The organism is Streptomyces hirsutus (assembly GCF_001418415.1).
GTDB classification, from domain to species: domain Bacteria; phylum Actinomycetota; class Actinomycetes; order Streptomycetales; family Streptomycetaceae; genus Streptomyces; species Streptomyces hirsutus.
Genome location: NZ_LIQT01000243.1, coordinates 1 through 20,991, shown reverse-complemented (window position 1 = coordinate 20,991; position 20,991 = coordinate 1). Strand labels below are relative to the sequence as shown.

Genomic DNA, 20,991 nt, shown 5'->3' with positions numbered 1-20,991 from the left:
GATCTTCGCGGAGGTGGTGGAACGATTCTCGGAGACCGTCCCGCCGCTAGAGCTTGCGAAGTCCACTGAGCACCCTTTCGAGCAGTGTCACGTCCGGTGCGCCGGTGGTCTCGTCGCCACCCGGCTGATGGATGGCCACGAGCCCCGCTTCCGCGAGGTCCGCCACCAGGATCCGGGCCACGCCCAGCGGCATGTTCAGGAGCGCCGATACCTCGGCGACCGACTTCACCTCACGGGTCAGGTGGCAGATGCGCTGGTGCTCCGGGAGGAGTCCCATGAGCGCTGCCGGATCGGCCGTCGTGCTGATCAGCGCCTCGATGGCCAGCTGATAGCGCGGCCTGGTCCGGCCACCGGTCATCGCATAGGGACGTACCAGTGGCTGATCGCCCTCGTCCTCGTACGGCTCCGCGTACGGATCATGAGAAGCATTGGGCGGGGTCATGGATCCTCCGGGCGGGACAGCAAGTCGGTCGGTCAAGCCGTCTGACGGGGCCGGTGGGGGGATTGTGGCGGCCGGACGGTGATTTGGTGAGACGGGTGGTGCCGGGGCCGGTCAGTGGAGCAGACTTCCCTGTAGCTCGGCGCGCAGGTCCGGGGTGAGGACCGCTCCCGCACGATCGACCAGGAGCGCCATCTCGTAGCCGACGAGACCGATGTCGCACTCGGGGTGGGCCAGGACGGCCAGAGACGAACCGTCCGAGACGGACATGAGGAAGAGGAAACCCCGCTCCATCTCGACGACCGTCTGTGCGACGTCGCCGCCTTCGAAGATGCGGGAGGCGCCGGCGGTCAGGGAGGTCAGTCCCGACGCCACGGCCGCGAGCTGGTCCGCGCGGTCGCGCGGGAAACCCTCCGACATCGCCAGGAGGAGTCCGTCGGCGGACACGACGACGGTGTGGGACACCCCGGGGGTGTTGTCCACGAAGTTGGTGATCAACCAGTTGAGGTTCTGTGCCGCCTGGCTCATCGGGCTCAACTAACGCTCCTGCTGGTGAGTGGGTCGGGGGAAGCTGCCGGTCTGGGACGACGAACCGGCCTGACGACCCTGTGCGATACCTCGACGGAGATTGGTCAGCCGGCCGCGTACGTCATCGGGCGCACGGGAGACCTGCGGACCACTCTGGTGGGGCTGCTGCTGAGCCGTGCCCGGGACGAGGTTCGCCTTGGGCACCCGGCGCGGCAGGCCGGATGTGGTGACGCCGCCCGCGGCCGGCTTCCGGACGCGTTCGGCCTGCCGGACCAGTTCGTCGTTGGGCGAGCTGCGCCAAGTGGCGGCAGCGGACCGCTGCGGGCCGGTCGGCCCCTGCGGCTGCTGCTGCGGTGACTGCTGTTGCGGCTGCTGCTGTTGCGGCTGCGACTGCTGTGCCGGAGCCTGGGGATTGCCCTGCTCCTCCTGCGCACCATGGAACCAGTTGGTCTCCAGGGTGTCGTACAGCGGGGTGCGCCCGTCGCCGGGACCGGACGCCGGCGGCAGTGCCCAGGCGTCGCTCTGCCCGCGGCCGTTGTCGGGCCGCTGGGGGGCGGGCGCCTGGCCCGGCTGGGGACGGTCCGGCCGCTGCTGCGGGGCCGGGGGACGCCGGTTGCCGAGGCCGGGTTCCTGCGCCCCGTTGAGCTGCGGACGCTCGAACTGGCCGGTGGAGGCCGGGTCCGCGAGGTTCGGCCGCTCCGGGGCGGGGTACCGCGCGGGAGCGCCGTCGCCCCGGCCCGGGTACTGACCGGTGGAACCGTTGTCGTACGAGCCGGAGCCGTTGCCGTAGGACCCGCTGTCGTAGCCCTGCGGGGCCGGGAACTGGCCGGTCTGGGACGGGTTCTGCCCGGTGCCCTGACCGTTGTTGCCCTGACCGTTGTAGCGGTCCGCCGGGGCGCCGTAGAGGTCGCCGCGGACGAACTGGCCGGTGTCCTGGCCGCCGTTCGCGCCGGGCCCGCCGTACTGGCCGGTGTGCTGCGGGGCGCCGTGGCCCTGCCGGTCGTCGAACCGGGGCATCTCGGACGTGGCGCCGGCGCCGTGCTGGTCGTCGAACCGCGGCATGGCGTTCGTCCGGGCGGCGTCCGGCTCGTCGTGGCCGCGCGGGGCGTCCAGCGAAGCCCGGGGCACCGGCGGCTGGGCGTTCTCGTCGCTCCAGCTGGGCACCCGCGGCTGCTGGTCGCCGCCGGGCAGCTCCGCGCGCGGAGTGTTGCCGCGCGGCGGCAGCTGCGGACGACGGCCGCGCTCGGCGTTGCCCGTGCCCCGCTGCTGGGGCACGTCGCCCCGGCCGCCGCCGAACAGGTCCTGGCCCTGCGCACCGCCCTGACCCGCGGACTGCATCCCCTGCGGGGCACCCGGGGCCTGGCCGCCGTAGCCGGCACCCGCGCCGGCCGGAGCCGGACGGCCCTGCGACGGAGCGGAGGGGGCGCCGCCCTGCTCGAACAGCGACGGCGCGGACGACCTGCCCGGCTGGCCCTGCGGCCCACGCGCCCCGCCCGGGGCACCCGGGCGGCCCTGGCCGTCCCGTCCGGGCAGTGCGGCCCGCGGACCCTGGCCGGCGGCGAGCCGGCCACCGCCGGGCGCACCGGCACCGAGAGCACCGCCACCGGACTGACCACCGGCGGACCGGCGGGCCGCCGCGGCACCGGCCGCGGCCTGCGCGGCGGCGGGACCGCCGCCGACACCCGGCTGACCGGGCTTGCCCTGGGGCCTCTTGCCGCCCTGGGCGACATCGACGGGCAGCATGACCAGCGCGGTCGTACCGCCGGAGTCGGACGGGCGGAGCTGGATGCGGATGCCGTGCCGCTGCGACAGCCGGCCGACCACGAACAGACCCATGCGGCGGGAGACGGAGACGTCCACGGTGGGCGGCGCGGCGAGCCGTTCGTTGATCGCCGCCAGGTCCTCCGGGGACAGGCCGATACCGGTGTCGTGGACCTCGATCAGCACCCGGCCGTCGGGCAGCGCGTGACCGGTGACCTTGACCTTGGTCTGCGGGGAGGAGAACGAGGTCGCGTTCTCCAGCAGCTCGGCGAGCAGGTGGACGAGGTCGTTGACGACCCGGCCGGCCACTTCGGTGGTCGGCACGGCGGTCAGTTCGATGCGCTCGTACTGCTCCACCTCGGACGCGGCGGCACGGAGCACGTCGACCAGCGGGACCGGGCGGGTCCACCGGCGTCCGGGCTCCTCACCCGCGAGGACCAGCAGGTTCTCACCGTTCCGGCGCATACGGGTGGCGAGGTGGTCCAGCTTGAACAGCGAGGACAGCTGGTCCGGGTCGGCCTCGCGGGACTCCAGTTCGGAGATCAGCGACAGCTGACGCTGGATCAGACCCTGGGAGCGGCGCGAGAGGTTGGTGAACATCGCGTTGACGTTGCCCCGCAGCAGGGCCTGCTCGGCGGCGAGGCGGACCGCCTCGCGGTGCACGTCGTCGAAGGCCGCGGCCACACGGCCGATCTCGTCCCGGGAGTGCACACCCACCGACTCCACGGACGTGTCGACGTCCTGCGGGTCGGACTCGGACAGCTGCTTGACCAGCTCGGGCAGACGTTCCTGGGCGACCTTGGTCGCGGTGTCCTCGAGGCGGCGCAGCGAGCGGATCATGGAGCGGGCCACGACGAAGGCGCCGACCAACGAGACACCGAGCACGATCAGGATCAGCGCACCGGAGATGATCGCGTCGCGCTCGGTGGCGCTGCGCAGCTCACGGGCCTTCTGTTCCATCTCCTCGAGCAGTTGGAGCTCGATGTTCTTCATCTGCTGGATCTTGGTGGAGCTGTCGTCCAGCCAGTCACGGTAGGACCGCTTGCCCATCGACCCCAGGCCGTCGGCCGACACCAGGGCGCGGCCCGCGAACTTGTCGGTGGCCTGGATGGTGTCGTTGCCCTCCTCGACGGGCACCAGCAGCTCGGTGGCCGAGTCCTCGCCGTAGATGCTCTTGAAGCTGCGCACCTCGGACTTCTGGCTCTCCAGCGCCGACTGGGCGTAGAGCCGGTCGTTCTCGGCGAGATCGCCGAAGCTGGTGTTGTTGGCGGGCAGTGCCGCCGCGAGGACCGCGCGCTGGATCGACGCGTACTCCTTGGCGGCGGAGAAGGCCCCCAGGGCGCGGGTGCGCTGGATCATCTCGGAGTTGCTGGTCGCCTCGGCCATGTCCTGGGAGAGGTCGATCAGGTTCTCGATCAGACGGTGGTAGGCCTCGACGGTCTGGGTGGAGTTGCCCTTCGACAGATAGGCCGTGTTGCGGATCTTCTCGAGGTCGCCCAGGTCACCGGCGAGCTGGACCAGGTTGTCGCGGACACCGGTGAGATTGCCGTCCCGGCTGGCGTTGTTGATCTCCTCGGAGCTGTCGAGGAAGTTCTTCCGGGCGCGGTCGGTCTTCTCGCGGTGGCCCTTGACCCCGAAGTCGGTGGCCTTGCCGCCGTGCGCCAGCGGGCCGGCCGACTGGTCGCGCTCCTCCTGGAGCGCGGCGGCGAGCTCGGTGGCCTCCTGGGTCATGTCCGTCAGCAGCTTCATGTTGTCGAGCTGCTGGATGTCGTCCATCGACTGGTTGATACGCAGACCGCCCAGCGAGGTGGCCGCGACCACCGGGAGCGCGAGCAGCGACACCAGTCGGGTGGAGATCCGCCAGTTGCGCAGGGCTATGCGCGGCCCCGGGCCGGCAGGGCCCTTGGGGGTCTTCGGCGCGACTGTGGGAGCCCCCTCCGGTTTCGGGGGCGCGGAGCCGGGGCGGCCGGGCCGGTTTCCGCCCTCACCGTTGGCCGACGGACCCTGGTTCTGGTTCTGGGCGTGCTGGGGCGAGGAGCCGACGGCCATGGGGCCATTCCCGCCGTGCTCCGGCTCCGCCGAAGCGCTGCCATCCCTCTTGAAACGTCCCTGCACTAGCGTCGCAACCTCTGGACCAGGCGCCCCTCCGCGCGAACGGCGGGACACGGTGTCGGCGTCATAGGGGCGCCCTGAATACGCCCCCGTGGTGGTCGTGAGTGACCGGCGCGGGTTCCCCCTTGTCCACCGCCTCGATGGCGCTTTCGTGCGCCCCCTGTGCGCCGGATCGAAATCTGCGGCGGTCGCTGGGATTCCAGCACAGTGCGGGATCTCCCAACAAGGCCCGTGGGGTATGCCGTGACTCATATGACGCCACGTGAGGGAGTGGACACTCGCCGTAGAAAGTGATCTCGAGCAAAGGGGGTGAAGGGGGGTGATTCCGCCAGGGTGATCCGCTGTCCCAGTCGCGATGATCAGGAGCGGAATGATGGGTTCAGGGGGTCAATGTCCGTTTCGGGGGAGTGGGTCACCGGCCCGGAATGGGGTGGTTTGGCTGTTGATCCGTGAGCAAACTCACACGCGTGGCGTGGCCTTCGACGGCGGTCGGCGGGGAATCGCATGTTTAGCCTGGCGCTTTACAGACATGGCACAACAGACAACCCGCGCCCGAAGGGCGGTCCCCGGACCCCGTCGGACGCCCGTGAACAGGACAGGGCCGAGTAAACAGTGAAGACGACGATGATGTTCCACAAGATCGCCAACCCGCGACGCACGACGCTGGCGCACCTCGACGGCGCCGCCGAACTGCAGACGCCGGTCCTCCAGGAGCACACCGTCGAACTCCCGGCCCAGACTGCCAACCCCAGGCGCACCATCCTCATGGAGATCCCGGTCGCGGCCGGCGCCGCGAACCAGTAGGCCTGTCGCCGGCACCCCTTCGGTACCGGCACCGACTGGTACGGGCACCGGCCCCGGAACGCTCAAAGGCCCCGGAGATGTCCACAGCGGCCCGGAGCGGCCGGAGCGGCCGGAGCGGCCGGACCAGCCCCGCGGCGTCCCCTCCCAGGGGGCGCCGCTCTTTGCTGCGCCCGTCGCCGCACCCGGTCGATGCGCGGCGAGCACGAGGGGGCGGTACGCGGGTCGATACGCGAGGAACGCGCCCCCTGCCGCGTTAGCCTGGAGCGTCAGACTCCAGCCAGCTCAGTCAAGGGGCCAAGCATCCCGTGCGCATCGCCAGATTCTCCATCGACGGGAACGTCGCCTTCGGCGCGGTCGAGGGTGACCAGCAGGACGAGCTCGTCCTGGACATCATCAAGGGCATCCCGTTCACGGACTTCGAGCTCTCCGGCACCAAGGTCCCGGTGAGCAAGGTCAGGATGCTGCCCCCGGTGCTCCCCAACAAGGTGGTCGCCTTCGGCCGCAACTACGCGGAGCACGCCAAGGAGATGGGCAACGAGGTGCCCGACGCCCCGTTCGCCTTCTTCAAGCCCGCCACCTCGGTGATCGGCTCCGGCGACGAGATCCAGTACCCCTCCTTCTCCCAGGAGGTGCACCACGAGGCCGAACTGGCCGTGGTGATCGGCCGGCTCTGCCGCGAGGTCCCGCGCGAGCGCGTCAAGGACGTGATCTTCGGCTACACCTGCGCCAACGACGTCACCGCCCGCGACGTCCAGCGGCGCGAGACGCAGTGGGCGCGGGCCAAGGGCTTCGACACCTCCTGCCCGCTCGGCCCCTGGGTGGAGACGGACCTGGACCTCGCCGCCGCCTCGGACCTCACCCTCCAGCTCACGGTCAACGGCGAACAGCGACAGCTCGCCCGCACCAGCGAGATGATCCACTCCATCGAGGACCTGATCGTCAACATCTCCGAGGCGATGACGCTGCTCCCCGGCGACGTGATCCTCACGGGCACCCCGGCCGGCGTCGGCCCCCTCAACGTCGGCGACGAGGTCGCCGTCACCATCGAAGGCATCGGCACTCTCACCAACAAGGTTGTCAAGCGTGGCTAGCGCACCTGGTTCCCCTGTACGCGTCCGTTTCTGCCCCTCGCCCACCGGTAACCCCCACGTGGGCCTGGTCCGCACCGCCCTGTTCAACTGGGCGTTCGCCAAGCACCACCAGGGCACCCTGGTCTTCCGCATCGAGGACACCGACGCCGCCCGCGACTCCGAGGAGTCCTACACCCAGCTGCTCGACTCGATGCGCTGGCTCGGCTTCGACTGGGACGAGGGCCCCGAGGTCGGCGGCCCGCACGCGCCGTACCGCCAGTCGCAGCGCATGGACATCTACGCCGACGTCGCCGCCAAACTCCTCGACGCCGGCCACGCCTACCGCTGCTACTGCTCCCAGGAGGAGCTGGACACCCGCCGCGAGGCCGCCCGCGCCGCCGGCAAGCCCTCCGGGTACGACGGCCACTGCCGCGAGCTGACCGACGCCCAGGTCGAGGAGTACCAGGCCCAGGGGCGCGAGCCGATCGTCCGCTTCCGGATGCCCGACGAGACGATCACCTTCACCGACCTGGTCCGCGGCGAGCTGACCTTCACCCCGGAGAACGTCCCGGACTACGGCATCGTGCGCGCCAACGGCGCCCCGCTGTACACCCTGGTCAACCCGGTCGACGACGCCCTGATGGAGATCACCCACGTCCTGCGCGGCGAGGACCTGCTCTCCTCCACCCCGCGCCAGGTCGCCCTGTACAAGGCGCTGACCGAGCTCGGCATCGCGAAGCGGACCCCGGCCTTCGGTCACCTCCCCTATGTCATGGGCGAGGGCAACAAGAAGCTCTCCAAGCGCGACCCCCAGGCGTCGCTCAACCTCTACCGCGAGCGCGGCTTCCTCCCCGAGGGCCTGCTCAACTACCTCTCCCTGCTCGGCTGGTCGCTCTCCGCCGACCAGGACATCTTCACGGTCGAGGAGATGGTCGCGGCCTTCGACGTCACCGACGTCAACCCCAACCCGGCCCGCTTCGACCTCAAGAAGTGCGAGGCGATCAACGCCGACCACATCCGCCTGCTCGACGTGAAGGACTTCACCGAGCGCTGCCGCCCGTGGCTGAAGGCCCCCGTCGCACCCTGGGCCCCGGAGGCCTTCGACGAGGCCAAGTGGCAGGCCATCGCCCCGCACGCGCAGACCCGCCTCAAGGTGCTCTCCGAGATCACGGACAACGTCGACTTCCTGTTCCTGCCGGAGCCGGTCTTCGACGAGGCCTCCTGGGCCAAGGCGATGAAGGAGGGCTCCGACGCCCTGCTGCGCACCGCCCGCGAGAAGCTGGACGCCGCCGACTGGACGTCGGCCGAGTCCCTGAAGGAGGCCGTCCTGGCCGCCGGTGAGGCCCACGGTCTCAAGCTCGGCAAGGCGCAGGCCCCGGTCCGCGTCGCCGTCACCGGCCGCACGGTCGGCCTGCCCCTCTTCGAGTCCCTCGAGGTCCTGGGCAAGGAGACGACCCTGGCCCGCATCGACGCGGCCCTGGCGAAGCTCGCCGCGTAGTCCCAGGGAGCGGTCGCACGGAGCGGTCGCGCACCGCGCCCGTGCGGCGGCAGGGCGAGGGGCGGCACCCGGAAGTACGGGGTGCCGCCCCTCGCCCGTTGTCGGTACCGTCGGTCCCATGGCGATCCGAGCAGTTGTCTGGGACGTGGACGACACACTCTTCGACTACACCTCCGCCGACCGCGAAGGCATGCGGGCGTATCTCCTCGCCGAGGAACTGCTCGCCCGGTACGCCTCCGTGGAGGAGGCGCTGGCGCACTGGCGGGAGGTGACCGACGCGCAGTGGGCCCGGTTCGCCGCGGGCGAGGTCGACTTCGAGACCCAGCGCCGCGACCGCATCCGGGTCTTCCTGGAGTGTGAGCTGACCGACGCCGAGGCCGACGACTGGTTCGGGCGCTACCTGGTGCACTACGAGGCCGCCTGGTCCCTGTTCCCGGACGTCCTGCCGGTCCTCGACGCGCTCGCCACCAGCCACCGGCACGCGGTGCTGTCCAACTCCAGCCTCCACGTGCAGGACCCCAAGCTGCGCGCCCTCGGCGTCCACGACCGCTTCGAGGTCATCCTGTGCGCCGCCGAGCTGGGGGTGGCCAAGCCCGAGGCCGGCGCTTTCCTGGCGGCCTGCGAGGCCCTGGCACTGCCGCCCGACCAGGTCGCGTACGTGGGCGACCATCCGGAGATCGACGGCCGGGGCGCCGCGGAGGCCGGGCTGCTGTCGGTGTGGATCGACCGCGGCGGCGCGTACGCGACCGCCGAGCCGCCCGTCGGGCCGCGCAGGATCGTCTCCCTCGGTGAACTCCCCGCGCTCCTCGGCGCGGATACCCGTTTTGGAGCCAGGTCCGGCATCGGGTAATGTTCTTCCTGCGCCGCGGGGGTACGGGCCGGAAGGTCAAAGCCCTCAAGCGCACAGCTAGAACAAGAACCCTTAGGGGCTTGCGTTCCAGTGGCCTATGGTGTAATTGGCAGCACGACTGATTCTGGTTCAGTTAGTCTTGGTTCGAGTCCAGGTAGGCCAGCTCGCAGAGCTCATCTGCAAAACGCGGATCTCATCCGCAGGCCCCCGTTGTGTAGCGGCCTAGCACGCTGCCCTCTCAAGGCAGTAGCGCCGGTTCGAATCCGGTCGGGGGTACAGATCCATCCCGCGAGGGCGACCGGGTAGCTCCCACGTCCTCACGGTGACATCACCCGGCTCCGGCCGGGTGAGGATCGCTAGGGCCCCCGTTGTGTAGCGGCCTAGCACGCCGCCCTCTCAAGGCGGTAGCGCCGGTTCGAATCCGGTCGGGGGTACTGAACTGGTCTAAACCATCATTGGTCTATGGTGTAATTGGCAGCACGACTGATTCTGGTTCAGTTAGTCTTGGTTCGAGTCCAGGTAGACCAGCTCGGGCCTGCGGTAACGCAGTGTCCAGGCCCCCGTTGTGTAGCGGCCTAGCACGCCGCCCTCTCAAGGCGGTAGCGCCGGTTCGAATCCGGTCGGGGGTACAAAGAAGGAAGCCCTTCACTTCGGTGGAGGGCTTTCGTCATGTACGGGCGCCCCCTGCGATTCCGTAGGTCCGGGGGAGGGCCTGCCGCGGCGTTGAGGCGGGCCCGGGCCCCCGGGACGGGACGGACGGTCGACGAGGGTGGCGAGGGTCAGGAGCGGCGCAGCGCCTCGGAGAGGCGGTTGGCGGAGTCGATGACGGCCTGAGCGTGCATCCGGCCCGGGTGGCGGGTCAGGCGCTCGATGGGCCCCGAGACCGAGACGGCGGCCACCACCCGGTTCGACGGGCCGCGCACCGGCGCGGAGACCGAGGCGACACCGGGCTCGCGCTCACCGATCGACTGCGCCCAGCCGCGGCGCCGGACACCCGACAGGGCCGTCGCCGTGAAACGGGCGCCCTGCAGACCGCGGTGCAGACGCTCCGGCTCCTCCCAGGCCATCAGGATCTGCGCGGAGGAACCGGCCTTCATCGTGAGCGTGGAGCCGACCGGAACGGTGTCCCGCAGGCCGGACAGACGCTCCGCCGCGGCCACGCATATACGCATGTCGCCCTGACGGCGATAGAGCTGGGCGCTCTCGCCGGTGACATCGCGCAGATGTGTGAGCACCGGGCCCGCCGTGGCGAGCAGCCGGTCCTCGCCGGCCGCCGCGGCCAGCTCGGCCATGCGCGGGCCGAGGATGAACCTGCCCTGCATGTCGCGCGCCACCAGCCGGTGGTGCTCCAGGGCCACGGCCAGGCGGTGGGCCGTGGGTCGTGCCAGTCCGGTGGCGCCGACCAACCCCGCGAGGGTGGCCGGACCGGACTCCAGAGCGCTCAGGACGAGGGCCGCCTTGTCCAGAACGCCGACGCCGCTACTGTTGTCCATGAAACGATACTCGCGTCTCACTCTGTGAAACGCAAGTTCAATTTTCCGAAGAACGCGCCACTCTTGACGTACACAGTCATCAACACAACGGCCCGTGAATCACCGGGTCCGGCGGCGACCCGGAAATCAGGGGTGGGGCGCCGTCTCCTCAAGGATCTCTAGTTGGGCCGGCGCACCTTTGCCGGCCGGAGGGAAAGCGATGGGTAGGACACTCGCGGAGAAGGTCTGGGACGACCACGTCGTCCGGCGCGCCGAGGGCGAGCCCGACCTCCTCTTCATCGATCTGCACCTGCTGCACGAGGTGACCAGCCCCCAGGCCTTCGACGGCCTGCGCAAGAGCGGCCGCAGGGTGCGGCGCCTCGACCTCACCATCGCGACCGAGGACCACAACACCCCGACCCTCGACATCGACAAGCCCATCGCCGACCCGGTCTCCCGCATCCAGCTGGAGACGCTGCGGGCGAACTGCGCCGAGTTCGGCGTCCGGCTGCACTCGCTGGGCGACGTCGAGCAGGGCGTCGTGCACGTCGTCGGACCCCAGCTGGGTCTGACCCAGCCCGGCATGACCGTGGTCTGCGGAGACTCGCACACCTCCACGCACGGCGCGTTCGGCGGCCTGGCCTTCGGTATCGGCACCTCCCAGGTCGAGCACGTACTGGCCACGCAGACGTTGCCGATGGCCCGCCCCAAGACCATGGCGATCACCGTCGACGGCGAACTGCCCGACGGTGTCACGGCCAAGGACCTGATCCTGGCGGTCATCGCGCGCATCGGCACCGGCGGCGGCCAGGGCTACATCCTGGAGTACCGCGGCGAGGCCATCGAGAGGCTCTCGATGGAGGCCCGTATGACCATCTGCAACATGTCGATCGAGGCCGGCGCCCGCGCGGGCATGATCGCCCCCGACGAGACCACCTTCGCGTACCTCAAGGGCCGTCCGCACGCCCCGCAGGGCGAGGACTGGGACGCGGCCGTCGCCTACTGGAAGACGCTGCGCACCGACGACGACGCGGAGTTCGACGCCGAGGTCGTCATCGACGCCGCCGAGCTGTCCCCGTTCGTCACCTGGGGCACCAACCCGGGCCAGGGCGCACCGCTGTCGGCAGAGGTCCCCGACCCCGCTTCGTACGAAGACGCCTCGGAGCGCCACGCCGCCGAAAAGGCCCTGGAGTACATGGGGTTGGAGGCCGGCCAGCCGCTGCGCTCCATCGGCGTGGACACCGTCTTCGTAGGCTCCTGCACCAACGGGCGGATCGAGGACCTGCGCGCCGTCGCGGACATCGTCAAGGGCCGCAAAGTCGCCGACGGAGTGCGGATGCTGGTCGTCCCGGGCTCCGCGCGGGTGGGTCTGCAGGCGGTCTCCGAGGGCCTGGACGTGGTCTTCAAGGAGGCCGGCGCCGAATGGCGGCACGCGGGCTGTTCCATGTGCCTGGGCATGAACCCCGACCAGCTCGCCCCCGGTGAGCGCTGCGCGTCCACCTCCAACCGCAACTTCGAGGGCCGGCAGGGCAAGGGCGGCCGTACCCACCTGGTGTCCCCGCAGGTCGCCGCCGCCACCGCGGTCCTCGGCCGCCTGGCCTCCCCGGCCGATCTCGCCGCCGACACCCGTACGCCCGCTGGAGTCCGATAGCCATGGAAGCATTCACCACGCACACCGGCCGAGCCGTCCCGCTGCGCCGCAGCAACGTCGACACCGACCAGATCATCCCCGCCCACTGGCTCAAGAAGGTGACGCGGGACGGGTTCGAGGACGGGCTGTTCGAGGCCTGGCGCAAGGACCCGGAGTTCGTGCTCAACCGCCCCGAGCGCGAGGGCGCCACGGTCCTGGTCGCCGGCCCCGACTTCGGCACCGGCTCCTCCCGTGAGCACGCCGTCTGGGCGCTGCAGAACTACGGCTTCAAGACCGTGATCTCCTCCCGCTTCGCCGACATCTTCCGCGGCAACTCGCTGAAGAACGGCCTGCTCACCGTCGTCATCGAGCAGAAGATCGTGGACGCGCTGTGGGAGCTCACCGAGCGGGACCCGCAGGCCGAGATCACCGTCGACCTCGAGGCCCGCGAGGTGCGCGCCGAGGGCCTCACCGCCGCTTTCGAACTCGACGAGAACTCCCGCTGGCGGCTGCTGAACGGGCTCGACGACATCTCCATCACCCTGCAGAACGAAGCGGACATCGCCACGTACGAGGCGAAGCGCCCGTCGCACAAACCGCGGACACTCACGGAGCAGAACGCCTGAGGCGAAGTCCAGGCGGCAGGTCGACTTTCGGCCACCCCCACCCCCTCCCGTACCCCCGATCGGTCCGATCGGGGGTACGGCCGTGTCTGCACCCATTCGGACCCGCGCGTCCCCTTGAGGCCTTGCAACTTCCCACGTTATGAAGGTGGTTGCCGGGGTACACGTGTCACGTGCGCGTGACCTCGGAGTGTGCTCGAACCGCCGTCCGAGGCTGCAGTTGCCCCCTGCGCAGGCGACAACTCACCCCAGATGGCACAATCTGTGCATGGAACGCGACGGCCAACTCGAGATCTACGCGGAAGTCGCGGTCCGGCTCAAAGAAGCGCATGCAAGGGTGCGCGCACTGCAAGTCCCGGAGGGCGTACGGATGGCGCTGACCCGGAAGCTGCTGGTCATTACGGCTGCGGCCAAACACGATCTCGCCGGTGCGGCAAAGCGGCTGGAGCGGTTCATCGCGGACCTCGACGAGGGCCGATTTCCCGAAGAGGAACGCTGAACAGCTCGAGGCGGCCGAGTTCGTTGCGGCACAAGGGTGATAAGCCCGTTTCGTGTTTGATTTGCGGTATATATCTGCCTAACGTGCGAAAACGCTTGAACGGATTCGTTCGGGCGATGTCTCCGAAGGGGAAGACGTGAACAAGGCGCAGCTCGTAGAAGCGATTGCCGACAAGATGGGCGGTCGCCAGCAGGCGGCCGATGCCGTCGACGCGGTCCTGGATGCCATCGTCCGTGCTGTGGTCGCGGGTGACCGGGTCTCGGTCACCGGCTTCGGTTCGTTCGAGAAGGTCGACCGCCCCGCCCGCTACGCCCGCAACCCCCAGACCGGCGAGCGGGTTCGGGTCAAGAAGACCTCGGTGCCGCGCTTCCGTGCGGGCCAGGGCTTCAAGGACCTGGTGAGCGGCTCGAAGAAGCTGCCGCGCGGTGGCGAGGTCGCCGTCAAGAAGGCACCCAAGGGCAGTCTGTCCGGCGGGGTTTCCGCGACGGTGAAGAAGGCCGCCGCCAAGAAGGCCGCCGCCAAGAAGACGACGGCGAAGCGGGCCGCGGGAAAGGCGGCCGCGGCCAAGAAGACCACCGCCGCGAAGAAGACGACCGCCAAGAAGGCCGCCGGCAAGACGGCCCCGGCCGTCACCAAGACCACCGCCGCCAAGAAGGCCACCGCCAAGAAGGCCCCGGTGAAGAAGGTGACGGCCACGAAGGCGCCCGCCAAGAAGTCGACCGCACGCAAGACCACCGCCAAGAAGACCAGCGCCCGCAAGAAGTAGCGGCAGCGAAGCGGTACTCACGCGCCGGGCCGGACTCCGCCATGGAGTCCGGCCCGCGGTGTGCCGGTCGAAACGTGCCGGTCAGAACGTCTGGAGCGTCACCAGGGTGATCCGCCGGGCCTCGCCCTCGCCCCGGGTCTCGATGCGCACGCGCTGTCCGGGGCGCAGCAGCCTCAGGCCTCCCGCGTCGAACGCCGGCGCGTCGAAGGGCACCGGAGTGCCGTCGTCCAGCAGCACCTGGCCGCTGCGGCTCTCGGGGTCGTAGGTGTACGCGGTCGCCTGCATGGCCGCAGCCTACTGCTCCGCGATCAGCAGCCGCGCGGCGGCGGCCGCCGTGCGGGGCCCCACCCCCAGTGCCAGCGCCGCCCGGAGATCGTCCCCCGTGTCCACGTCCTGCCGCACGGAATCCACCGCGTCGAGACGCAGTTCGACGGCTCCCCGCGCGCGGTGCCGGGCCCGGGAACCGGGACCGAAGGACGGCCGCAGTTCCTCCGTCGCCGCCGCCGTGAGCAGCGTGGTGCCGACGCCCGCCGCATCGGGCAGGAACGCGCGCGGGAACGCGGCCGCTCTCTCCAGCACACGCGCCAGTTCGGCCGCGCGCAGCGCCGGGAGATCGGCGTTGAGGGCCGCCACGGGACCGGCGTGCCACAAGGCCCGCACGGCGGCGGCCGCGTGGGCGAGTGCCGCGTTCAGGCCGCTGCCCGGTTCGTCGGCGACGATTCCCGCCCCCAGCGCGGCCAGCTCGCGGCCGGCCAGGGCGTCGTCCGTGACGACCACCACGTTCCGCACCGCGCGGCACGCCAGGGCGGCCGCGACCGTGTCCTGCGCGAAGGCGAGCGCGAGCCCCGGACGCAAGGCGTCGTTCGCGGTGTCGGAGAGCCTGCTCTTGGCCTCGGCCAGCGGTTTCAGGGGTACCACCAAGGTCCACTGCACGCGTGTTACGTCCCTCTCTTGTCGTCGTCATTGTCCCCCGCGGCATCCGGCTGCCGGGGGAGCGGGGCGTACGGTGTCCTCGACAGACCGGCGGCCCGGGGCGACACTTGTGCGGCCCGCCTGGCCCCCGGGTCCAGGACTTAGAGGAAGGTGTCCCTGTGCCGCGCCGCAGAATCGGCTTCGCGTACCGCTTCGCCGCGGTGATCTGCAAACCACCGCTGGTGGTTCTACTCAAGCGGGACTGGCGCGGAATAGAGAACATTCCGGCCGAAGGCGGATTTATCACCGCGGTGAACCACAATTCACACATTGACCCCTTCGCCTATGCGCACTTTCAATACAACACCGGTCGTGTTCCGCGATTCCTGGCGAAGAGCGGCCTTTTCAACAAGGGATTCGTCGGTGCCATGATGCGCGGCACCGGGCAGATCCCCGTTTATCGTGAAAGCACGGACGCGCTCAGCGCCTTCCGGGCCGCGATCGACGCCGTGGAGCGCGGCGAATGCGTCGCCTTCTACCCCGAGGGGACCCTCACCCGCGACCCGGACGGCTGGCCCATGACCGGCAAGACCGGTGCCGCGCGGGTCGCCCTGCAGACCAGGTGCCCCGTGGTCCCGGTCGCGCAGTGGGGCGCCAACGAGGTGCTGCCGCCGTACGCCGGAAGGCCCCGCCTCTTCCCGCGCAAGACGCACCGCGTGCTGGCCGGACCGCCGGTCGACCTGGACCGTTTCTACGGCCGGGAGATGACCCCGGAGCTGCTCAAGGAGGCGACCGAGGCCATCATGGCCGCGGTGACCCGCCACCTGGAGGAGATCCGCGGTGAGAAGGCCCCCGAGGTGCCCTACGATCCGCAGCGCGAACGCGTGGAGCAGCGCCGCAAGACCAGGGCCCAGACCCGGCGCAGGGGGCACGACGGTCCGTCCGAGCGCCGGCCGTCCGCGCACGGTTCGCCGGCGGACGGGGCGCAGGGCGGCCCGCAGCACCAGGAAGGCCGGCACCAGGAACGGCAGAACGAACAGTGGAGGACCGGGAAACGGGCCACCGCGCGGGAAGAGGGGCTGAACACGTGAGCAAGCCGGTCAAGGCGGCCGTCTTCGGCACCGGATCGTGGGGGACGGCCTTCGGCATGGTGCTCGCCGACGCCGGATGCGACGTGGTGCTGTGGGCGCGGCGCCCCGGACTCGTCGAAGCGGTCAACTCCACCCGCACCAACCCCGACTACCTGCCCGGAGTCGAACTCCCGGCGAACCTGCGGGCCACCGCGGACGCCGCCGAGGCCGCGCGCGACGCCGACTTCACGGTCCTCGCGATCCCCTCCCAGACGCTGCGCGGCAACCTCGCCGGGTGGAAGCCGCTGCTCGCCCCGGACACCGTCCTGGTGTCGCTGATGAAGGGTGTCGAACTCGGCTCCGCCATGCGCATGAGCGAGGTGATCGAGGACGTCGCCGGAGTCGGCGCCGACCGGATCGCCGTGGTCACCGGCCCCAACCTCGCCCGGGAGATCGCCGCCAGGATGCCGGCCGCAGCCGTGGTCGCCTGCGCCGACGAGGCCGTCGCCCAGCGGCTCCAGGCCGCCTGCCACACGCCGTACTTCCGCCCGTACACCAACACCGACGTCGCCGGCTGCGAACTGGGCGGCGCCGTGAAGAACGTGATCGGGCTGGCCGTCGGCATCGCGGACGGCATGGGGCTCGGCGACAACGCCAAGGGCTCGCTCATCACCCGCGGGCTCGCCGAGACCACCCGGCTCGGTGCCGCGCTCGGCGCGGACCCGCTGACCTTCGCCGGACTCGCGGGACTGGGCGACCTGGTGGCCACCTGCTCCTCACCCCTGTCACGCAACCACACCTTCGGCACCAACCTCGGCAAGGGCATGACGCTGGAGGAAACCGTCGCGATCACCAAACAGACCGCCGAGGGCGTCAAGTCCTGCGAGTCGGTGCTGGATCTGGCCCGCCGGCACGGCGTCGACATGCCGATCACCGAGACGGTCGTCGGCATCGTGCACGAGGGCAAGCCCCCGGTGGTCGCCCTCAAGGAGCTGATGTCGCGCAGCGCGAAGCCGGAACGACACTGAGCGACGACGGACGCGCGCCCTCGCGGGAGCCCTCCGTTTGCCGCACCGCGGGCGCTGTATCAGGGGGGCGGCCACCGGGTACTCTCATCGCGATATGAGCAGCCAGAACCTCCCCCAGAGCCCCGGGCAGCCGCCTCGCAAGCCGCGTGTGGCCGTCGTGTTCGGCGGGCGCAGCTCCGAGCACGGGATCTCCGTCGTCACCGCCGGCGCCGTCCTCAAGGCCATCGACCGGACGAAGTACGACGTCCTGCCGATCGGTATCACCCGGGACGGCCGCTGGGCACTCACCGCCGACGAACCGGACCGCATGGCGATCACCGACCGGCGGCAGCCCAGCGTGGACCAGCTCACCGACGCGGCCGAGGGCACCGTGGTGCTCCCCCTCGATCCCGCGAACCGTGAAGTCGTCTACACCGAGCCCGGTGCGGTGCCGAAGGCGCTCGGCGAGGTCGACGTCGTCTTCCCCGTGCTGCACGGCCCCTACGGCGAGGACGGCACCCTGCAAGGACTCCTGGAGCTCTCCGGTGTCCCCTACGTGGGCTCCGGGGTGCTCGCCTCCGCCGTCGGGCAGGACAAGGAGTACATGAAGAGGGTGTTCACCTCCTTCGGGCTCAAGGTCGGCCCGTACGTGGTGATCCGGCCCCGCGAGTGGGAGAACGACGAGCCCGCCGCCCGCAAGAAGATCATCGACTTCGCCGGTGAGCACGGCTGGCCGCTGTTCGTGAAGCCCGCGCGGGCGGGCTCCTCGATCGGGATCACCAAGGTCGACGGCCTCTCCGGCCTGGACGAGGCGATCGCCGAGGCCCAGCGGCACGACCCGAAGATCCTCGTGGAGGCCACCCTGCGCGGCCGCGAGATCGAATGCGGGGTGCTGGAGTTCGAGGACGGCCCGCGCGCCTCGGTGCCCGCGGAGATCCCGCCGCCCGACGCGCACGCGTACTACGACTTCGAGGCCAAGTACATCGACTCCACCCCCGGCCTGGTGCCCGCGCCGATGACCGGGGAGGAGACGGCCGAGGTGCGCCGGCTGGCGGTGGAGGCGTTCGAGGCGGCGGGCTGCGAAGGGCTGGTGCGCGCGGACTTCTTCCTCACCGAGGACGGCGAGTTCGTCATCAACGAGATCAACACGATGCCCGGCTTCACGCCCATCTCCATGTACCCGAAGATGTGGCAGGCCACCGGCATCGAGTACCCCGAGCTGGTGGACCTGCTGGTGCAGGCGGCGCTGCGACGGCGGACCGGCCTGCGCTGAGGCGCCGGACAGCCCCTAGGAGGCGATCCCCTCGGGGATCGCCTCCTTGACGGCGGGGGCGAGATCGACCAGTACGCCCGTGCTGTCCCGTCCGCCGGTCACCCGCACCTCGACATAGGCCTCACGGCTCGCGGTCGTGAAGCGGTGCGTCCCGTCGTCCCGCTGCTCCATCAGCCAGTCGACGCCGTCGACACCCCCCGCCATCGCCTCCGGGTCGTTGCCGTTGGCCACCTTGGGATCCACCATCTTCGGCGGTTGTCCCACACCGCACCGCAGTATGATCGCCTCGCCGCCCCAGCCCGCGGTCAGTGCGGAAGCGGGTTCGGGATCGTCGCGATTCTCGCCGTCCACCTTCGCCGGCAGGACCTCGTCCAGGTTCCGGCACAGCTTGGTGACCTTCGCGTCCGGGCTGGGAACCGCCGCCGACGCGCTGTCGTCTGCCGAGGAGCAACCCGCGGCGGTGATCAGCAGGGCGAGGGCGGGCAGGACGGCGTGACGGTGACGGAAGGAGCTCACCGCCACAGGGTAGACGGGGGCTAGAGATGGACGACCGGGCAGGTCAGGGTACGGGTGATGCCGTCCACTTGCTGGACCTTCGCGACCACCATGCGACCCAGGTCGTCGACGGTGTCGGCTTGGGCGCGCACGATGACGTCATAGGGTCCGGTCACGTCCTCGGCCTGGACGACTCCAGGGATCTTGCCGATCAGATCGGCGACGGTCGACGCCTTGCCGACCTCCGTCTGGATCAGGATGTACGCCTGTACCACGAAACCTCCAGAGCGGCCACGAGGATCATGTGGGGAAAAGGAACGCCACGGTATCGCGTCGCCGCTCGCCGCGGGGAGACCTGCGGGAACCGGACCCCGCGCGCCGGGATACGAACTGGACACAAGGTGACGGTCACTTCGACCGTAGCGAGGGCAGGGACGGCTCGCGACCGGGAACGGAACCGGGAACGACCCGGGACAGAAGGGGAGCTGGGGACATGAAGGGCACGGTTGGTGAGCTCGGGGAGTTCGGGCTCATCAGGGAGCTCACCTCCCGCCTCACCACCACCCCGGCGGTCCGGATCGGCCCCGGCGACGACGCCGCCGTGGTAGCCGCACCCGACCGCAGGGTCGTGGCCAGTACGGACGTCCTGCTCGAGGGCAGGCACTTCCGCCGGGACTGGTCCACCGCCTACGACGTCGGCCGCAAGGCCGCCGCGCAGAACCTCGCGGACATCGCCGCCATGGGCGCCGTGCCGACCGCGCTGCTGCTCGCGCTGGTCGTCCCGGGCGAACTGCCGGTGACCTGGCCCTCCGAGCTGATGGACGGCCTGCGCGACGAGTGCCAGGTGGCAGGGGCCGCGGTGGTCGGCGGAGACGTCGTACGCGGCGACACGATCATGGTCTCCATCACCGCGCTCGGTGACCTGCGCAACCAGGAGCCGGTGACCCGGGGCGGCGCACAGCCCGGCGACCTCGTCGCGGTGACCGGCTGGCTCGGCTGGTCCGCGGCCGGGTTCGCGGTGCTCTCGCGCGGCTTCCGCTCGCCGCGCGCCTTCGTCGAGGCGCACCGCCGGCCCGAACCGCCGTACCACGCGGGTCCCGCCGCGGCCGGGCTGGGAGCGACCTCGATGTGCGACGTGAGCGACGGACTGATCGCCGACCTCGGGCACATCGCCGAGGCCAGCAAGGTACGCATCGACATCCGCTCCGGGGCGATCGACATCCCCTCCCAGATGAACGACATCGGGCAGGCCGTCGGCGTCGACCCCATGCAGTGGGTGCTGACCGGGGGAGAGGACCACGCGATCGTGGCCACCTTCCCGCCGGACGTGAAGCTGCCCGCCCGCTGGAAGGTGATAGGCGAGGTGCTCAACCCCTCGGCGCTGCCCCAGGTGACGGTCGACGGGGCGCCCTGGACCGCCCAGGGCGGCTGGGACCACTTCTCGGGCATCGAGTCATGAGCGGCGGGGACGCCGGGAGCGGCGTGGGCACGGAGGGTGTCGGAGGTGCCGCGGGCGCCGCGGCCGTGCCGCCGAGGGTGCTGACGGTCGCCGGCTCGGACTCCGGCGGGGGTGCGGGGATCCAGGCCGACCTGAAGACGATGCTCGCGCTGGGCACCCACGGCATGAGCGTGATCACCGCGGTCACCGCGCAGAACTCCCTCGGCGTGCAGGGCGCCTGGCCGCTGCCGGTGGAGGCGGTACGGGCCCAGTACCGCAGCGTCGTCGACGACATCGGGGTCCAGGCGGTCAAGACCGGCATGCTCGCCTCCGCCGAACTCGTCGAGGCGGTGGCCGCCCTGCTCGCCGGCAGCCGGGCGCCGGTGGTCGTCGACCCGGTGGGGGTCTCCAAGCACGGGGACGCGCTGCTGGCGGCCTCCGCGCTCGACTCCGTACGGACGAAGCTGCTGCCGGTGGCGACCGTGGCCACGCCGAACCTGGACGAGGTGACCCAGCTCACCGGTGTGCGGGCCCGGTCGGAACGGGACTTCCGCCGGGCCGCGGAAGCGGTGCTGGCGTTCGGGCCGCAGTGGGTCGTGATCAAGGGCGGCCATCTCGCCGGGGACTCGGGAGAGGCCGTCGACCTGCTCACGGACGGTTCACAGGAGCACTGGCTGCGCGCTCCGCGGTACGACAACCGGCACACCCACGGCACGGGCTGCACCCTCGCCTCGGCGATCGCCG

21 protein-coding genes and 5 tRNA genes are annotated in these 20,991 nt (G+C 70.7%); 18 read left to right on the top strand and 8 right to left on the bottom strand.

Translation table 11 applies throughout. The features are described from left to right. Window positions 1-46: 46 nt before the first annotated feature. The 3 genes from AOK11_RS18945 to AOK11_RS18935 form a co-directional block, all read right to left on the bottom strand. Window positions 47-442, bottom strand: coding sequence for a DUF742 domain-containing protein (locus tag AOK11_RS18945; protein WP_055594897.1), 396 nt, complete (start codon window positions 440-442; stop codon window positions 47-49). A 111-nt stretch (window positions 443-553) separates the two neighbouring features. After that, on the bottom strand, window positions 554-967 hold the full coding sequence (locus AOK11_RS18940; RefSeq protein ID WP_005479910.1) for a roadblock/LC7 domain-containing protein: 414 nt from the start codon (window positions 965-967) through the stop codon (window positions 554-556). A gap of 9 nt (window positions 968-976) precedes the next feature. Then, window positions 977-4,843 (bottom strand): nitrate- and nitrite sensing domain-containing protein, encoded by a 3,867-nt coding sequence (locus AOK11_RS18935; protein ID WP_055594896.1) that lies wholly within the window; start codon window positions 4,841-4,843, stop codon window positions 977-979. A gap of 609 nt (window positions 4,844-5,452) precedes the next feature. Here AOK11_RS18935 and AOK11_RS18930 point away from each other — a divergent pair. The 9 genes from AOK11_RS18930 to AOK11_RS18890 all read left to right on the top strand — a co-directional run bounded on the left by AOK11_RS18930 (window position 5,453) and on the right by AOK11_RS18890 (window position 9,691). Continuing rightward, window positions 5,453-5,644 (top strand): hypothetical protein, encoded by a 192-nt coding sequence (locus AOK11_RS18930; RefSeq protein WP_055594895.1) that lies wholly within the window; start codon window positions 5,453-5,455, stop codon window positions 5,642-5,644. 305 nt (window positions 5,645-5,949) lie between these two features. After that, complete coding sequence (locus tag AOK11_RS18925; RefSeq protein WP_055594894.1) at window positions 5,950-6,735, top strand: fumarylacetoacetate hydrolase family protein; 786 nt, start codon at window positions 5,950-5,952, stop codon at window positions 6,733-6,735. Then, window positions 6,728-8,212 carry a glutamate--tRNA ligase gene (gene gltX / locus AOK11_RS18920; RefSeq protein ID WP_079034942.1) on the top strand — a complete coding sequence of 495 codons (1,485 nt, stop codon included), beginning with the start codon at window positions 6,728-6,730 and terminating at the stop codon, window positions 8,210-8,212. The genes AOK11_RS18925 and gltX overlap by 8 nt, the downstream gene beginning before the upstream one ends. Window positions 8,213-8,330: 118 nt before the next feature. After that, entirely contained in the window at window positions 8,331-9,062 is a 732-nt protein-coding gene (locus AOK11_RS18915) for an HAD family hydrolase (RefSeq protein ID WP_055594892.1), read from the top strand. Window positions 9,063-9,153: 91 nt separating this feature from the next. Beyond that, window positions 9,154-9,225: transfer RNA gene (locus tag AOK11_RS18910), tRNA-Gln, on the top strand. Between the two features lie 40 nt (window positions 9,226-9,265). Beyond that, window positions 9,266-9,338 (top strand) — tRNA-Glu (locus AOK11_RS18905). An 85-nt stretch (window positions 9,339-9,423) separates the two neighbouring features. After that, window positions 9,424-9,496 (top strand) — tRNA-Glu (locus AOK11_RS18900). Between the two features lie 22 nt (window positions 9,497-9,518). After that, window positions 9,519-9,590, top strand: a tRNA-Gln gene (locus AOK11_RS18895). A gap of 28 nt (window positions 9,591-9,618) precedes the next feature. Then, a tRNA-Glu gene (locus AOK11_RS18890) sits at window positions 9,619-9,691 on the top strand. Window positions 9,692-9,841: 150 nt separating this feature from the next. Here the strand turns inward: AOK11_RS18890 and ndgR are convergent. Then, a complete protein-coding gene (gene ndgR / locus AOK11_RS18885; protein ID WP_055594891.1) occupies window positions 9,842-10,555 on the bottom strand; it encodes an IclR family transcriptional regulator NdgR in 714 nt (237 codons plus the stop codon). A 199-nt stretch (window positions 10,556-10,754) separates the two neighbouring features. Here ndgR and leuC point away from each other — a divergent pair, with 199 nt between their 5' ends. The 4 genes from leuC to AOK11_RS18865 all read left to right on the top strand — a co-directional run bounded on the left by leuC (window position 10,755) and on the right by AOK11_RS18865 (window position 14,052). Beyond that, the gene (leuC, locus tag AOK11_RS18880; RefSeq protein WP_055594890.1) at window positions 10,755-12,185 is read left to right on the top strand and encodes a 3-isopropylmalate dehydratase large subunit; all 1,431 of its coding nucleotides are present in this window, start codon (window positions 10,755-10,757) and stop codon (window positions 12,183-12,185) included. Window positions 12,186-12,187: 2 nt separating this feature from the next. Then, window positions 12,188-12,790, top strand: a complete 603-nt coding sequence (gene leuD, locus AOK11_RS18875) for a 3-isopropylmalate dehydratase small subunit (protein WP_055594889.1) — start codon at window positions 12,188-12,190, stop codon at window positions 12,788-12,790. A 265-nt stretch (window positions 12,791-13,055) separates the two neighbouring features. Beyond that, window positions 13,056-13,286 (top strand): SCO5555 family protein, encoded by a 231-nt coding sequence (locus AOK11_RS18870; RefSeq protein ID WP_055594888.1) that lies wholly within the window; start codon window positions 13,056-13,058, stop codon window positions 13,284-13,286. A gap of 136 nt (window positions 13,287-13,422) precedes the next feature. Further along, the gene (locus AOK11_RS18865) at window positions 13,423-14,052 is read left to right on the top strand and encodes an HU family DNA-binding protein (RefSeq protein WP_055594887.1); all 630 of its coding nucleotides are present in this window, start codon (window positions 13,423-13,425) and stop codon (window positions 14,050-14,052) included. A gap of 81 nt (window positions 14,053-14,133) precedes the next feature. Here the strand turns inward: AOK11_RS18865 and AOK11_RS18860 are convergent, their stop codons facing one another. Next, entirely contained in the window at window positions 14,134-14,337 is a 204-nt protein-coding gene (locus tag AOK11_RS18860) for a hypothetical protein (protein WP_055572423.1), read from the bottom strand. Window positions 14,338-14,346: 9 nt separating this feature from the next. After that, window positions 14,347-14,985, bottom strand: coding sequence for a 2-phospho-L-lactate guanylyltransferase (gene cofC / locus AOK11_RS18855; RefSeq protein WP_055594886.1), 639 nt, complete (start codon window positions 14,983-14,985; stop codon window positions 14,347-14,349). Between the two features lie 158 nt (window positions 14,986-15,143). Here cofC and AOK11_RS18850 point away from each other — a divergent pair, with 158 nt between their 5' ends. The 3 genes from AOK11_RS18850 (at window position 15,144) to AOK11_RS18840 (ending at window position 18,314) form a co-directional block, all read left to right on the top strand. Continuing rightward, window positions 15,144-16,055: a lysophospholipid acyltransferase family protein gene (locus tag AOK11_RS18850; RefSeq protein ID WP_055594885.1), complete on the top strand. Its 912-nt coding sequence runs from the start codon at window positions 15,144-15,146 to the stop codon at window positions 16,053-16,055. Continuing rightward, a complete protein-coding gene (locus tag AOK11_RS18845) occupies window positions 16,052-17,062 on the top strand; it encodes an NAD(P)H-dependent glycerol-3-phosphate dehydrogenase (protein ID WP_055594884.1) in 1,011 nt (336 codons plus the stop codon). Before AOK11_RS18850 ends, AOK11_RS18845 begins: the two co-directional genes overlap by 4 nt. A 94-nt stretch (window positions 17,063-17,156) precedes the next feature. After that, window positions 17,157-18,314 carry a D-alanine--D-alanine ligase family protein gene (locus AOK11_RS18840; protein WP_055594883.1) on the top strand — a complete coding sequence of 386 codons (1,158 nt, stop codon included), beginning with the start codon at window positions 17,157-17,159 and terminating at the stop codon, window positions 18,312-18,314. A gap of 15 nt (window positions 18,315-18,329) precedes the next feature. Here the strand turns inward: AOK11_RS18840 and AOK11_RS18835 are convergent, their stop codons facing one another. Beyond that, entirely contained in the window at window positions 18,330-18,830 is a 501-nt protein-coding gene (locus tag AOK11_RS18835) for a DUF3515 domain-containing protein (RefSeq protein WP_055594899.1), read from the bottom strand. A gap of 20 nt (window positions 18,831-18,850) precedes the next feature. Continuing rightward, on the bottom strand, window positions 18,851-19,084 hold the full coding sequence (locus AOK11_RS18830; protein ID WP_004983019.1) for an Lrp/AsnC family transcriptional regulator: 234 nt from the start codon (window positions 19,082-19,084) through the stop codon (window positions 18,851-18,853). A gap of 218 nt (window positions 19,085-19,302) precedes the next feature. Here AOK11_RS18830 and AOK11_RS18825 point away from each other — a divergent pair, with 218 nt between their 5' ends. Both AOK11_RS18825 and thiD read left to right on the top strand, forming a co-directional pair. Continuing rightward, window positions 19,303-20,268 carry a thiamine-phosphate kinase gene (locus AOK11_RS18825; RefSeq protein WP_055594882.1) on the top strand — a complete coding sequence of 322 codons (966 nt, stop codon included), beginning with the start codon at window positions 19,303-19,305 and terminating at the stop codon, window positions 20,266-20,268. After that, the coding region (gene thiD, locus AOK11_RS18820) for a bifunctional hydroxymethylpyrimidine kinase/phosphomethylpyrimidine kinase (protein ID WP_079034943.1) at window positions 20,265-20,991 on the top strand (727 nt) is incomplete at its 3' end. The genes AOK11_RS18825 and thiD, both read left to right, overlap by 4 nt.

Excerpts from the sequence above, each read along its gene's own strand:
- AOK11_RS18945 (WP_055594897.1), bottom strand. The coding sequence starts at position 442 with ATGACCCCGCCCAATGCTTCTCATGATCCGTACGCGGAGCCGTACGAG.
- AOK11_RS18940 (WP_005479910.1), bottom strand. The coding sequence starts at position 967 with ATGAGCCAGGCGGCACAGAACCTCAACTGGTTGATCACCAACTTCGTG.
- AOK11_RS18915 (WP_055594892.1), top strand. The coding sequence starts at position 8,331 with ATGGCGATCCGAGCAGTTGTCTGGGACGTGGACGACACACTCTTCGAC.
- ndgR (WP_055594891.1), bottom strand. The coding sequence starts at position 10,555 with ATGGACAACAGTAGCGGCGTCGGCGTTCTGGACAAGGCGGCCCTCGTC.
- leuC (WP_055594890.1), top strand. The coding sequence starts at position 10,755 with ATGGGTAGGACACTCGCGGAGAAGGTCTGGGACGACCACGTCGTCCGG.
- leuD (WP_055594889.1), top strand. The coding sequence starts at position 12,188 with ATGGAAGCATTCACCACGCACACCGGCCGAGCCGTCCCGCTGCGCCGC.
- AOK11_RS18870 (WP_055594888.1), top strand. The coding sequence starts at position 13,056 with ATGGAACGCGACGGCCAACTCGAGATCTACGCGGAAGTCGCGGTCCGG.
- AOK11_RS18860 (WP_055572423.1), bottom strand. The coding sequence starts at position 14,337 with ATGCAGGCGACCGCGTACACCTACGACCCCGAGAGCCGCAGCGGCCAG.
- AOK11_RS18840 (WP_055594883.1), top strand. The coding sequence starts at position 17,157 with ATGAGCAGCCAGAACCTCCCCCAGAGCCCCGGGCAGCCGCCTCGCAAG.
- AOK11_RS18825 (WP_055594882.1), top strand. The coding sequence starts at position 19,303 with ATGAAGGGCACGGTTGGTGAGCTCGGGGAGTTCGGGCTCATCAGGGAG.